General features: G+C 28.8%; 11 protein-coding genes, 1 pseudogene and 3 riboswitches. All 12 genes and pseudogenes read right to left on the reverse strand.

The genetic code is table 11. The features are described 5' to 3' along the window. Positions 1-487, reverse strand: a 487-nt coding sequence (locus T514_RS0107460; RefSeq protein WP_027624210.1) for a cell wall-binding repeat-containing protein, incomplete at its 3' end; no start/stop codon positions are given. A gap of 222 nt (positions 488-709) precedes the next feature. Continuing rightward, positions 710-899, reverse strand: a riboswitch (cobalamin riboswitch). A 153-nt stretch (positions 900-1,052) separates the two neighbouring features. After that, positions 1,053-4,436: a DUF4430 domain-containing protein gene (locus T514_RS0107465; RefSeq protein ID WP_027624211.1), complete on the reverse strand. Its 3,384-nt coding sequence runs from the start codon at positions 4,434-4,436 to the stop codon at positions 1,053-1,055. Between the two features lie 233 nt (positions 4,437-4,669). Then, a riboswitch (cobalamin riboswitch) is annotated at positions 4,670-4,859 on the reverse strand. A 73-nt stretch (positions 4,860-4,932) separates the two neighbouring features. Then, the gene (gene cobO / locus T514_RS0107470; protein WP_027624212.1) at positions 4,933-5,454 is read right to left on the reverse strand and encodes a cob(I)yrinic acid a,c-diamide adenosyltransferase; all 522 of its coding nucleotides are present in this window, start codon (positions 5,452-5,454) and stop codon (positions 4,933-4,935) included. A 198-nt stretch (positions 5,455-5,652) separates the two neighbouring features. Continuing rightward, positions 5,653-6,174: a cob(I)yrinic acid a,c-diamide adenosyltransferase gene (locus tag T514_RS0107475; RefSeq protein WP_027624213.1), complete on the reverse strand. Its 522-nt coding sequence runs from the start codon at positions 6,172-6,174 to the stop codon at positions 5,653-5,655. 287 nt (positions 6,175-6,461) lie between these two features. Further along, a complete protein-coding gene (locus T514_RS0107480; protein ID WP_027624214.1) occupies positions 6,462-7,268 on the reverse strand; it encodes a sirohydrochlorin cobaltochelatase in 807 nt (268 codons plus the stop codon). 594 nt (positions 7,269-7,862) lie between these two features. Beyond that, a riboswitch (cobalamin riboswitch) is annotated at positions 7,863-8,042 on the reverse strand. 54 nt (positions 8,043-8,096) lie between these two features. Then, positions 8,097-8,867 (reverse strand): cobalt-precorrin-6A reductase, encoded by a 771-nt coding sequence (locus T514_RS0107485; protein WP_027624215.1) that lies wholly within the window; start codon positions 8,865-8,867, stop codon positions 8,097-8,099. 173 nt (positions 8,868-9,040) lie between these two features. Continuing rightward, complete coding sequence (gene cobJ, locus T514_RS0107490) at positions 9,041-9,766, reverse strand: precorrin-3B C(17)-methyltransferase (protein ID WP_027624216.1); 726 nt, start codon at positions 9,764-9,766, stop codon at positions 9,041-9,043. A 201-nt stretch (positions 9,767-9,967) separates the two neighbouring features. After that, positions 9,968-10,978 (reverse strand): cobalt-precorrin 5A hydrolase, encoded by a 1,011-nt coding sequence (cbiG, locus tag T514_RS0107495; protein WP_027624217.1) that lies wholly within the window; start codon positions 10,976-10,978, stop codon positions 9,968-9,970. A 4-nt stretch (positions 10,979-10,982) separates the two neighbouring features. Next, entirely contained in the window at positions 10,983-11,759 is a 777-nt protein-coding gene (gene cobM / locus T514_RS0107500) for a precorrin-4 C(11)-methyltransferase (protein WP_034868517.1), read from the reverse strand. Positions 11,760-11,773: 14 nt separating this feature from the next. Next, positions 11,774-12,439, reverse strand: a complete 666-nt coding sequence (locus T514_RS0107505; protein WP_027624219.1) for a cobalt-factor II C(20)-methyltransferase — start codon at positions 12,437-12,439, stop codon at positions 11,774-11,776. 1 nt (position 12,440) lies between these two features. Continuing rightward, on the reverse strand, positions 12,441-13,001 hold the full coding sequence (cbiT, locus tag T514_RS27140; RefSeq protein ID WP_027624439.1) for a precorrin-6Y C5,15-methyltransferase (decarboxylating) subunit CbiT: 561 nt from the start codon (positions 12,999-13,001) through the stop codon (positions 12,441-12,443). A 45-nt stretch (positions 13,002-13,046) separates the two neighbouring features. After that, positions 13,047-13,625 (reverse strand): annotated as a pseudogene (gene cbiE / locus T514_RS27145) (precorrin-6y C5,15-methyltransferase (decarboxylating) subunit CbiE); the annotation flags it as partial. Positions 13,626-13,748: the final 123 nt, after the last annotated feature.

Genomic DNA, 13,748 nt, shown 5'->3' on the forward strand with positions numbered 1-13,748 from the left:
ATGTTACAAAAATTTCATTTACACTTCCTAGTTGTTCTGCAATTTTAAGTGAAGTTTCATATCTTGTAGCTCCATACAAACGTGTTATATTAGTTATATTTATACTTTTTAATTGCTTATCAACTTTTTCTGAAACTACCTTTGGTCCACCTATTATATATACATTCTTCACCTTTAATCTTTTAATTTCATTTACTGTATTATCACTTAATCCTGATTGTGAAGTAAGTATTATTGGTGCATTATGCTTTTTAGCTAAAGGTGCTGAACATAATGCATCTGCATAATTATAGCCTTGAGCTATTACAACAGTTTGTGAGCCATTTTTCCATCCTGCTCTACTTATTTCAATAGACGTTTCTATTCTATCTTTTCCATAAATTCTACTTTTAGCATTTTTAGCATATATCATTGACGAATTTGTAGCTAAAACTGACGTCATAGTAAATAATGATATAGCTATTTTACTCATTAACCTTTTATTCATATTGTCCTCCATTTTATAATCTGTTTTTTATAAATTTAATACTCATTTCTTTAATTTCTTTTATTATAGTACCTCCTTCCCCATTACAACTCAGAGATATATAATATATACGGACAAATAAAAAAGAACCCAAAAGGGTTCTTAAACAACCTAAACTTACATTTCTACTGAAAATACAATAAAAATACTCCTATAAGCCGTGTATATATCTCCCCCTCCGAAAGAATCCACAATTATTAGGCAGGTTTCCTGGCTTAGCTTCTATTTACTCCCTTACCTTCCCAGAATCAACATTCCAGTGGTATAATTTAAGGTTTCATCAGCATCACAGTAACGGTGGGCTGCAGTGGATTTTCACCACTTTCCCTTTTAACTACCGATTAAAGATAGCACCTGATAACACAAATATACAATTTTACTAATTACAATTATATTATATAATTTTTAACACTTCAACATTTTTTGTTCAAATTATGCAATTTTATATCTTTTACACGAATATATACCTTTTATTAATAACAATTAAATATATTTTACTTATTGATAAAAAACTATTGTTAATTCTTTATTTCACTGGTATTTCTATTACATTTGAAAGAGGATTCATATTATCTAATCCACTCCATATAAAAGATTTTACTGTATAACCACTTTCCTTTGGTAATTTCAAACTTACTCTTAAATTAACAGCTTTGCCTCCTTCTATGCTCTGTTCTGCTGCTGCATAGTTTACAAGCTTATCATCTTTATCAAATAATCCTACTATTAAAGCTGCATTTCTAGTTTCTTTAGTATTGTTTATAGCTTTTATAGTTATCTTGGCATCACTATCTAATTTAAATTCCTTATTTGTAGTTAAATTTTCAATTTTTATATCTTTTTTCTCGGGAGAATTGTTTTTTACTCTAACTTTTGAAAACATAGATTCTCCTTTATATAAATCTGCTATGGCCATAAATGCTTCACTATTTAAGATATCACTTCCAAAATTCCCACCCTTTTTATTTTGTAGTAAAGCATCTAACATGGTATTTTTATTTTTACACCATTCATCAGATAATGGATCTACTCCATTGGCAATTAAAGCTTGAATTACCTTAGATATAGTTCTAGGATCATTTTTAATTTTCTTATTTAAATCATATCCTCCCTGTGAATTTTGTTCATCTTTAATATATTTTAAGGATGTGTTTAATATATTTTTCACCTCTGGTAATTCTTTATAAGGAGCTAATGCAGTTATTACCATTGCAGTAGTATAAACATCTTTGTAAATTCCATTAGAACTCATATTGCATAAAGCTTTTATAGCTTCTTGTTTATCATATTTTGCCTCTGCCATATCTAATGCTAATATTACCCAAGCTTGTATTTGAGGCCAGTTTTCTTCACCTTCTACCATTACAAACTTTCCTCTATCTTTTCCTTCTTTTACTTGATATTTTAAAATTTCTTCTACATAGTTTATTGAATTATAATTTCTTGGATCTTCTCCAATAGAAATAATCTCTATTATATTTTCTGAATAATCATTAACATATTTGCATTTGCATTTTGGTATCAATTTAAATTTTTCTTTTATAATTTTTATATCTTCTGAAATATTATCACTAGAAAAATTAAAACTTAATGCTTCATTGTATTCAAATTCAGATTTCGTACTATAATAATCTTTTAAATCTTTTAAACTTTTTTCAATTTTTTCTTCAACTTTAGGTTCTTCGGGTTTTGTTGGATTTTCTTCTTCTGTTAAATTATGAAATTTAACTCCTTTTAAAACATAATCACCATATCCTTTTTCTTTAAGTATAGCTAAAGAGTATAAAACATTTTTAGGAGAAACACTATCTTTTTCTTCCTTATCTTTAGCAAAATACTTACCATTCCATAAATTAAATAATGCACTTATAATGTCCTTTTCTTTAACCCAACATTTATCTTTTAAATCTATTCCTGCTTCAACAAGTTGAGTAATTATTTCTGTATGAATTAATGTCATATAATTACGATTATATATACCACCATCATTATTTAAATTTCCTTGTAAATATTTCAATGCTTTATCTATAGCTTCCTGTACACCTTCAATATTTTTATGTCTTGATAATGCATTAATTGAATAAACTGTTCCTTTAATTGAATGTAATATACACCCTGTATCTTTTTTTTGCTTACTTACTAAAGTATCTACTAACTTTTTCTCATTATAATTAACTTTTTTATCTTTAAATTTTTCATTATATCTATCTACTGCAATCATTCCTTGAACTACAGATATACTCATACCTGATGTTTTACTTAATTCATCAGCTATATCTTGTACTAAATCAACATTATTATAATTCCTAGGATCTTTACCTAAATCCATTAGTACTCTGGTTTGTTCTGCTTTCTTGTCAATTTTATCACTATAATAATCTATTTTTTCAGTAATATCCCAACCTTTTTTGCTTAAATCTGCATTAGCTTTCACCATAGCAGCATATTCTAGTCCTGTTAACTTTCCTTCATTTTCTTTATATTCATATTCATTAAAATATTGTATTAATGCTTTTATTGCATTATTTACTGTTACAGAATCACTAGTACCTTCATCGGGTTTTTCTTCATCACCTGTCCTATTAATTATATTAACTATTTCTTCATAAGAAGGACCTTTTTCATCCATTCCATTCTTACTGTAATACCAAACAATTTTATCTCCATCTTTAACTTCAGTTTCATTTGCATAAGTACTTGGTACTTGTCCATTTAGTGAATACATCCATCCATTCATACCTTCATTTTTTATTCCAAAAATAGATGTAATCATAATGCCTCTTGCTTCATATTGATCTGTTGCTGCTTGCAATGCTCCAAACACTGTAATCCCTGACTGTTTTCTATTACTTATAGCAACTTCACTAGGTTTAAATTTTATATCATATTTTTTATCTGACTGTGGATAAACTATAGTTATATTGACTTTACAAGTTTTTTCAGGTTCATCTTTAATTATATTATCAAATTTTATACCTTTTAATTGATAATCTCCATAACCTGCTTCCTTAAGAGAAATTAATGCAAATAAAACTTTATCATAGGCTCTTTCATCCATTGAACCATCTTTTTTACAAATTTTTTTACCATCCCAATATTTAAATAATCCTTCGATAGGGGTTTTTCCATCTTTTATCCATTTAATATCAGTTAAATTTTCACCTGCTCCAATTAAACCTACTACACTCTCACACTGAAGATGAGTAAAGAAGTATTTTTTATATAATCCTCCATCTTCCTTTTGAACTTCATGTAAAAATTTAAGTTCATCTTCTATTATTTTGTTTACTCCATCTATATCTTTATGTTTTACTAAAAAGTTTAAGGCTGCTGCTGTATTTTGTGGTGTTCCATCAAAAGATCCATCACTCTTTTGATTTTTTTTAATTAATTCTACAATATTTTCTACTTTATAAATTACTTTCTTATTAACAAATTTCTTATTAAACTTATCAATTGCCATGGCTGCATTTACTTCGTTTATTGGATATCTAGTTTTAGCATCCATTGATTCAATTTGTTCTGCCATAGCCTTTATTAAGTCTAACGGTTCTTCTCCCATTTCTATAAGAATATTAGCTTGTCTTGCCTTAGTTCCAATTGCTTTATTATCTTCAACTTTTTTATCTTTTTTCCAGTTTCCTGTACTAAGATCTACTCCAGCTTTTTTTAATACCATATATGTATTAGCATCAACCGTTCCACCATACCTGGTATAATAAGTTTTTTCAAAATAATCTACTAAAATTTTTACAGTATCATTTATAGTTACATCTTGTTTAATATTTTCAGTACTAGCTATTTCTTCAGCATATACTTTATCATTTCCTAACAATATAAAATTAAAACTTGATAAAATCATAACAAATGTTATAAAAAAAGATACTATTCTTTTTCTTTTAATATTCATAAGTTAAATCCCCCTATAGTAAAAAACATAATTTAAAAAAGTATTATACCTGTGGTTCTTTCTTTGGTTTATCCATTGTTGTACCTCCTTTCATTGCAATTCAGAGATATACAATATATACGAACAAATAAAAAAAGAACCAAAAGAGGTTCTTAAAAGGACATAAACATACATTTCTGTTATAAGTATAACAAAATGCTTTTATCCACTGTGTATATATCTCCCCCTCCGAAAGAATCCACAATTATTAGGCAGGTTTCCTGGCTTAGCTTCTACTTACTCCCTTACCTTCCCAGAATCAACATTCCAGTGGTATAACTTAAGGTTTCATCAGCATCACAGTAACGGTGGGCTGCAGTGGATTTTCACCACTTTCCCTTTTAACTACCGATTAAAGATAGCACCTAATAACACAAATATACAATTTTACTAATTACAATTATATTATATAAATATTATTTATTCAACATATTTTACCCTCTTTTCTTAATATTTACTAATTTTCTATTCCTCTCCTTACTTTAACTCCTTTATAATAATAGTGTTTAATTTCCGCCATTTCTGTAACTAAATCTGCTCTATCTATTATTTCCTGTGGAGCATATCTTCCTGTTAATATTATTTCAGTACTTTCTGGCTTCTTATCCAATATATCTATAACTTCTTTTGATGTAAATAAATGATAAAATAAAGCTATATTTATTTCATCTAAAATCACTATATTATATTCTCCAGAAGTTATTACTTCTTCTACTCTTTTAAGTCCCCTTACAGCCCTATCTATATCATCTTGTGTAGGTTCATTATATATAAAACAATTTTTGCCAAACTGCTCTATTTTAAAATTTGGTAAATATTCTACTGCTTTTAACTCACTATATTTCATTCCTTTTACAAATTGTCCCATAAAAACTTTTTTACCTGCACATACAGCCCTCAAAGTTAGTCCTAAAGCTGCTGTAGTTTTTCCCTTACCATTTCCTGTATAAACTTGAATATAACCTTTGTTGCAATCCATGTTAAATTCCCCCTTCTTTATTTTTTTAAAATATAACTTTTTTAATGAAGCTTAAATAATTAATAATAAAAATTCAAGAATATATTTTCTTTATTTATTACTAAAAAAATTCTTCTCAATTTTCTATAAAGTAAAAACATCTATTTCAATAATAGTAATAGATGTTTTTAATAAAATTATAACTTATATTTTAAATAATTAGTTTTCAATACCTACTCTACAAGGTACTCCTTGAGTATAATAATGTTTTATTTCTTTCATTTCTGTAACTAAATCTGCTCTATCTATAATTTCTTGTTTTGCATATCTTCCAGTTAATATTAATTCTGTTTTTTCTGGTTTTTTATCAATAAGAGCTAAGATTTCTTCTACAGTAAACAACTCATAGAAAAGAGCAATATTCATTTCGTCAAATACAACTACATCATATTCTCCAGAAGTAAGTACCTCTTCTGCTCTTTTTAATCCCTTTTTAGCTTCTGCTATATCAGCCTTTGTTGGGTTTCCAAATATAAATGTATCTCTTCCAAACTGTTCCATAGTAAAGTTTGGAAGTAACTCTGCTGCTTTAAGTTCACTATACTTCATTCCCTTTGTAAATTGTCCAAAAAATACCTTTTTGCCTGCACATACAGCTCTAAGTGAAAGTCCTAAAGCTGCTGTAGTTTTTCCCTTACCGTTTCCTGTATAAACCTGCACGTATCCTTTATTTTCCATAATAATTCCCTTCTTTCAAAAAAATTTCAAGTTAGAACTACACTTATAATAATACCATATTTTATAATAGGTATCTATTATCATAAGACTTATTCTATTAGAATATTACAAATTAGCTACAGTATTATAAATAAATCTACAAATAATTACTATAGCTATTAATATAAATAAATTTTTTACATTTGATTAAATTTTCTGGATACCTACAGAATCAATTTTATCTAACAGCTATCTTCCTTACTCTGAAAGCAACAAACAAGGATAGCTACACCTTTAGATAAATAATTTAATTATTCTTCCATTAATGGATTGCCATCTATACAATCCTGTACATGTTGAATAAATATATCCTGTATTCCTTTATTTTCACCTATACCATGTAAATAAATATTTACTTTATAATCTTCTCCTTCTAAAATACTCTTCCAAGAATCTTCTTCATCTCCTGCCATATCATTAGTTGCATGATCACCTGCTACTAGCATAAACGGCATTAAAGTAATTTCCCTTATACCATTTTTCTTTAATCTAGGAAGTATTACATCTAATTCTGGAAAACCTTCTACGTTAGCTATATACACATTTTGTAATCCACTTTCATCTATAACATACTGAAATAACGCATAGGATGAATTAGCTGGATGAGTACTACCATGTCCCATAAATACTACAGCGTGTCCTTTCTCTCTTTCTGGTATTTGAGTCCTTAATGCTTCTACTGCTTTAAAATAATCCTTTGTTCTATAAAGAAGGGGCCTGCCTAAAACTAACTTTTTAAATACTTTTTTATGCTCAAATTTATGTACTGCAAATTTTACATCATCATATTCTTCACCAGGCATTATATGCAATGATTGAACATATACTTCTTCAAATCCTTCCTGCGCCATTCTTTCCAAAGCTTCTTCAGTATTATCTATGAATATGTTATCTCTTTTTTTAAGCTTATTTATTATCATTCCTGAAGTAAATGCTCTTCTAACTTCATAATCTTTAAAGTTTTCTTGTACTTTATTTTCAATAGCTTCAATTGTAAGTTTTCTTGTATCATGATAACTTGTTCCAAAACTAACTACTAATATTCCTTTTTTTGACATAAATTCTTCTTTCCTTTCTTTATATAAAATTATATCTTTTTATCATCCTATTCTAAATATATTGTTAATTTACTCATTTGGCAAGCAATCTTAATTATTTATAATAGGTATAAATATTTTTAAGGCCTTCTTAGAAGAAACTTCTATGGATAATTATTAAATCATCTCAATTTAGAAGAACCTTTTATGTACAACTGCTCGAACTTATGCCTTTTATAACACTGTCCACAGTTGTCCTAATTTTTTGCTTTTAAATTATATTATTTTTATTATTTCAAATATATTAAGTATATATACGATCTTCAATATTTCATACTTTTTTAGGTATGCTATATTAGAATTATTGAATATTCTCTTTATAATATTATTGCTTAGATTTTAGACTTGAATATTTAAAGATTTAATAAATATATTATGGATTCATAGGAGAAGTTTATTACGTTCTTATTAAAATTATCTTTGGAGGTTATTTCAGTGGAACCTAAACCTCTCCTATGTCAGATGCAAATAAAGAAGCCCTGCTTAACTTACTAAGTTAGACAAGGCTTTCATTCACATAAAACAAAAACACCTTCCCTATTCTCCGTAGAGTTAAGCGTACTAAAAATATAGGCAGGTCTTCTGACTTCAGTATCACAACTTTTTTTACCCTTCCGGACATTTCCGTGGCAATGTAAAAAAGCTCCTCTGTTACAGCGGCGGGACCGTGCAGGACTTACACCTGCTTCCCTTTTCACTAATCTAAAAATTAGCACCTATATCTAATTATTCAATTTTATACACTGCTTTAATTATAATTATGTGAATTTCATTTGTCAAGGTAATTTTCTAAATTTTGCTTAAATTGATAATATAATTTACTAGCTCATTTTTATTATAAAAAACTTTGTTGTAGTTAATTTTTTTTCTATCTATAACAAATACATATATTCCTTCATCTAAAGCTGCTTTTATCTTTTCCTCAGTTCCACCCTCTGGCCCACTATCCTTAAGTAAAATTCCTTTAGCATTGTATTCTTTTATAAAGGCTCTATTAAGTTCATAGCTAATAGGTCCTTTTATAGCTATTAAATCATCTAATTTAACTCCCAAAGCATAGCATTCTTCCATAACCTTAAGAGACGGTAGTACTCTATGGATTATTCTATTATTTAAACCTAGAGACAATATTCTATCTAAATTTCTACTACCTGTTGTATTTAGTATAGTTCCTTGAAGATTTTTTAATTTCTCATAAAGCTCCTCATAACTACTTACTTCTATAATTCTATCTTCATTTAAGAATTTATCTATTACACTTTCTCTTTCATATCTTATGTATTCTATATTAAGCTCTTCGCAAATTTTCATAGAATTTTTGCTTACCTCAACTGCATAAGGATGAGAAGCATCTATAAGTATATTTACATTATTATCTTTAAAAAGCTTTTTCATTTCTTGTACATCTAGTGGTTTATTATTTAATAATTTATACTTATAAGTTTTAAGTAACTCCCCACCGTATTCCGTAGCAGTAGAGACTAATATATTACCTGTATACTTATTTAACAGAGAAAGTATTTCTTTTCCTTCAGAAGTTCCACTAATTAAACCAATCATAAAAAATCCTCCAGACTTTTTCAGAGTACAGATAATAAATAAAAAATTATAAAGAATAAATATGGATAAAAATTATCCATATCTACTATTTATTCTTTATTATTTATAATTTAAGCTTTTATGTAGTGTTAGCGAAATAAAAGCCTCCATAACTATCAACTATAATCTATAATCTATTCTTTATCTCTAAAGTATCCTCTTGGTGTTATAAATTTACCATCTTTAATAAAGCTCTGACTGTTTCCTATTATTACTATAGAGAACATATCTACTACTTCTTCATTAAAATTATCTAGGGTAAATAAATTTACTTCCTGCCCTTCTCTTAACGCATTTTTCACTACACCTACAGGTGTATTTCCATCCCTATGTTTTTTAATTATATCTATACATTCTCTTAAATAATGAGGTCTCCCATTACTTCTAGGATTATATAATGAAATTATAAAATCAGCCTGTGCTGCAAATTCTACTCTTTTCTTTATTAATTCATAGGGTGTCATAAGATCACTTAAGCTTATATTGCAATTATCATGCATAAGTGGTGATCCTAAAACTGAAGCTGCTGATGATGAAGCAGTAACTCCTGGTACTATTTCTACCTCTTCATCTTCCTTCATTTCTAGTATAAGTCCTGCCATACCATATATTCCTGCATCGCCAGTACTTATTATTGAAACTATCTTATCTTTAGCTAGCTCTAATGCCTTAGCACATCTATCTCTTTCAGCTTTCATTCCAGTTGATACTAATTCTTTGCCTTCTATTAAAGGCTTTACAAATTCCATATATTTTGTATATCCCACTATAATATCACTTTCTTCAATAGCTTCTTTAGCTCTTAGTGTCATATGTTCAAGTCCACCTGGACCAATTCCTACTACATATAATTTTCCCAAAATAAATCCACCTCTCTAAATCAGAGCACAAATTACAGAGTACAGATCACAGATATAACTAAATTTTGCTGTGCAAAAATCATTTTAACATTTTATTCTTTTTAGTTCACAATTAAATCTATATCTGCAAATTCTCCTCTGTTCCCTTTACTCTATGCTCTATTATCTATAATCTGTCAATTGTACTCTGTTATCTGTACTCTATGCTCTGTCCTCTGTTATCTGTCCTAAGCACAGTGTCATTCCATTTAATTTCAACTTTCCAGTGATAAGCTTTGCTCCTTGTAGCTCCACACAGGGTTCACATACAGTTCTTACACCTATAGTTTTTTCCACAAAATCGCTGCCTTCAAATTTATATTGGATAGTTCTTATATCCTCTATACTAAATATATTAAGTTCACAGTTTAAAGCTTTACTTAAATCTATTATAGCCTTTTCATCTTTTTTAACCTCTACAGTCCCTATAGATTTAACAGCTCTGTAATCTATATTATATTCCTCTAGTACTTTTAGAACGGTTTCTTTCATGACCTGCCTAGAAAAATCTTTTCTACAACCTATTCCTAGGACTATGTTCCTTCTTATAAGCTTCAATCTTTTAAAATCTTCATCAGCACTATCATTATCCTTTAAAAATTTCAGCTTATTTGTTATATATACTCCTCCGAAAGAATTCTTCAAGTCTTTTGAGTATCCTTTAGGTAAAGATATAATTTCATCCTCATCATGAAAATACACCTTTTTTCTTTGTACTAAAAGCGAAGCAATATCCTTAGCATCCTTTAAGTCATCTATAATAAGGTTATTTTCTTTTGCTACCATATCTGGAGCTTCAACTCCTATATTATCTGTAGCTGTTGTGATCACTGGAGTAGCATTTATAATTTCACTTATTTTTAAAGTCAATTCATTTGCTCCTCCAAGATGTCCACTTAAAAGACTTATTACAAACTTTCCAGAATTATCTATAGTTATAACTGCTGGATCTTTATCCTTAGATTTTATATAGGGTGCGATACCTCTTACAGCTATTCCAGTAGAGGTAATAAATACTATGGCAGAGTAATTTTCCATAACAAATTTCACTGATTCTTTAAAGCTAAAATTTTTATCTAGCATTTTTGAAAAAACTTTAACATTAAAATGGCTTGAAAGAATATCTGCTATTTCGTCACCCCTATGAGTAACGGTTATGACACCTATCTCCATTTTATTATTCTTCTGCCTTTCTAAACATATGAGTGAAAGTTTTATCATATAAAAGACTCTTATTGTATTCTGTGTCTATAAAATCTCCTACTAATATTTGAGCACATTTAGTTATATTAGCTTCTTTAACCTTTTCTGCTATGTCATCTAAAGTTCCTATTATAACTCTTTCATCTTCCCAAGTAGCTCTTTCAACTATAGCTATAGGAACATTTTTACCATAACCTTTTCTTAGCTTTGCTACTACTTTTTCTATCATGCTTATAGATAAGAATATGGCCATTGAAGCTCCTGAACTAGCTAAAACCTCTAAATCCTCTCCTGCTGGTACTGGAGTTCTTCCTTCTACTCTTGTAAGTATTAAAGTTTGAGTTACTCCTGGTAAGGTAAATTCTCTTTTTATAGCTGCTGCTGCTGCAAAACAAGAACTTACTCCTGGCACAACTTCATATTCTATATTGAATTTATCTAATTCATCCATCTGTTCTTTTATAGCTCCGTACATAGATGGATCTCCAGTATGAAGTCTAACTACTGATTTACCAGCTGGTACATTATTTTTCATAACCTCAATAACCTGCTCTAAAGTCATAGAAGCTGAATTCTGTATTTCTACTCCTTCTTTACAGTAATCCATATGTTCTTTACTAACTAAAGAACCTGCATATATAACCACATCTGCTTGAGAAAGAATATCTCTTCCCTTTACAGTTATTAAATCCACATCTCCTGGACCTGCACCTATAAAATATACTTTTGGAGTTACTTTAACTTTACTCATATTAATCAATCCCTCTACTTTCTATGTGCAATTATTAATGACATATAATCTTTTTTAGCTATTATCTCTTCTCTATTTCTTAAAATTTCTTGTCCTTCTCTATACGCTCTTCTTACACAAATGTATTCAAAACCTCTTTCTTCTAAGAAATTAACCACTTTTTCTTCATTATTATAAAGTTTCATTATAACCACATATTTTTCATCCTTTATAGCATCCAATCTAGTGGAAGGTAATATAAGTAATGGCTCATCTCCAATTACTAACGCTTCTCCAGCAAGACTTGCTGATGCACAAAATGAAGTTATTCCTGGTACAGTTTCAGTCTCATATCCCTGCTCATTTATGTATTTTAAAAGATAAATATATGTACTATATACAAAAGGATCTCCTATAGTTAAAAAAACTATGTCCTTACCTTCATGAAGTTTTTCTTCTATTGATTTAAAAGCTTCATAGATTTTTCCTTCTTGTTCTGGTCCACCCATTGGAAAATGCTTAATTAAAACTTCTGCATCTTTATTTATAAAATTTGCAGCTGTATCTAATGCAATACTTTTTCCACCTTCCTTTGAAGATGGTGCAATAATTACTTGAGCTTTTTCTATAGTTCTAATAGCTTTTAATGTTAATAATTCTTCACATCCTGGTCCCACACCTATTCCATATAACTTAGCCATCCTACTTTTCTCCTTCTATTATGAATATTGGATTATATCCCATAAGCATAAAGGTTTCTCCCCTAGTCTTGCTTATAGTAACTTCAGTACATTTAACCTTATAACCTAATTCCTTTAGAGTACTCATAGCTTTATAAAGATTATTAAGTGTAATAAAGTTTAAAACTATTTTTCCCTTTTCATTAAGCTTCTCGCCATATAATTTAATTATATCCTCTATATTTCCACCACTTCCGCCTATGAAAATACTATCAAAACTTCCCTCTATTTTTGAAAGTGAAGCCAGCGCTTCTCCTTCTACTACCTTTAAATTATCTATGTTAAACTTTTCTATATTCTTATAAATTACTTCCAAGGCTTCTTCATCTTTTTCTATTCCTATAACTTCTCCTGAGGTGCAAATCTTAGCTACTTGTATACTTACAGATCCAGTTCCTGCTCCTATGTCTAGCACCCTTGAATCTTTTTTTAAGTTTAACTTAGCAGCACTTAAAATTCTTATTTCTTCCTTAGTCATAGGACAGTTTCCTCTTATAAATTCCTCATCTTTTATAAAATGAATGCCTTCTTCTATTTCATTATGTAAATTTTCTACCACCAAAACACAAAGTCCTGAAAAGCTTTTATGTTGAATTTCCTCTGCACAACCTTCAGTAATGATTTCTTCATCATAGGATAAATCTTCTCCTATATACATTTTAGGATTTAACCCTTTTAAAAGTAATTCCTTAGCAAGCTCACTAGGGCTATTCTTTTTATCTGTAAGCCATATAGATATTTCATTTTCCTTAACTTTATTTATAAAGCTATCTTCTCTTCCATGAAGGCTTCCTAAATATGCTCCCTGCCAACTCTTATTTAGTTTTCCCATAAGATATTGAAAAGAACTTATTCCTGAAATTATCTCTATTTCCCCAGCATAATTTTTCTTTATGTACTCAGTTATACCATAAAAAAGAGGATCTCCTGAAGCAACCACAGCTATATTTTTATCCTTATTTTTATTTAGTTCATCTATAACTTCACTTATTTTATGGACTTTTACCTTTGCTGTGTTAACAAAGTCCACAGATTCCATTGCACGACCAAAGCCTAATATTATATCCGCGCTCTCCATAATTTTTACAGCTTTAGGCATTATATAATCTCTATGTCCTGGCCCTATTCCTACTATATAAACCACCATTACACTCCTTTCTATCAATGAAGAATTAATAATTAAGGATGATATTTTTAACGCAGTTAAAAATATCTAAAAATAATTTAATCTTCGTTATTTCTTAACTTAGTTTAAGAAATAGCCTCCTTT

The organism is Clostridium lundense DSM 17049, assembly GCF_000619945.1.
In the GTDB taxonomy this organism is placed as follows: domain Bacteria; phylum Bacillota; class Clostridia; order Clostridiales; family Clostridiaceae; genus Clostridium_AO; species Clostridium_AO lundense.

Bases quoted from the DNA above. Each gene is read 5' to 3' on its own strand.
- T514_RS0107465 (WP_027624211.1), bottom strand. From the start codon at position 4,436: ATGAATATTAAAAGAAAAAGAATAGTATCTTTTTTTATAACATTTGTT.
- cobO (WP_027624212.1), bottom strand. From the start codon at position 5,454: ATGGATTGCAACAAAGGTTATATTCAAGTTTATACAGGAAATGGTAAG.
- T514_RS0107480 (WP_027624214.1), bottom strand. From the start codon at position 7,268: ATGTCAAAAAAAGGAATATTAGTAGTTAGTTTTGGAACAAGTTATCAT.
- T514_RS0107485 (WP_027624215.1), bottom strand. From the start codon at position 8,867: ATGATTGGTTTAATTAGTGGAACTTCTGAAGGAAAAGAAATACTTTCT.
- cbiG (WP_027624217.1), bottom strand. From the start codon at position 10,978: ATGGAGATAGGTGTCATAACCGTTACTCATAGGGGTGACGAAATAGCA.
- cobM (WP_034868517.1), bottom strand. From the start codon at position 11,759: ATGAGTAAAGTTAAAGTAACTCCAAAAGTATATTTTATAGGTGCAGGT.
- T514_RS0107505 (WP_027624219.1), bottom strand. From the start codon at position 12,439: ATGGCTAAGTTATATGGAATAGGTGTGGGACCAGGATGTGAAGAATTA.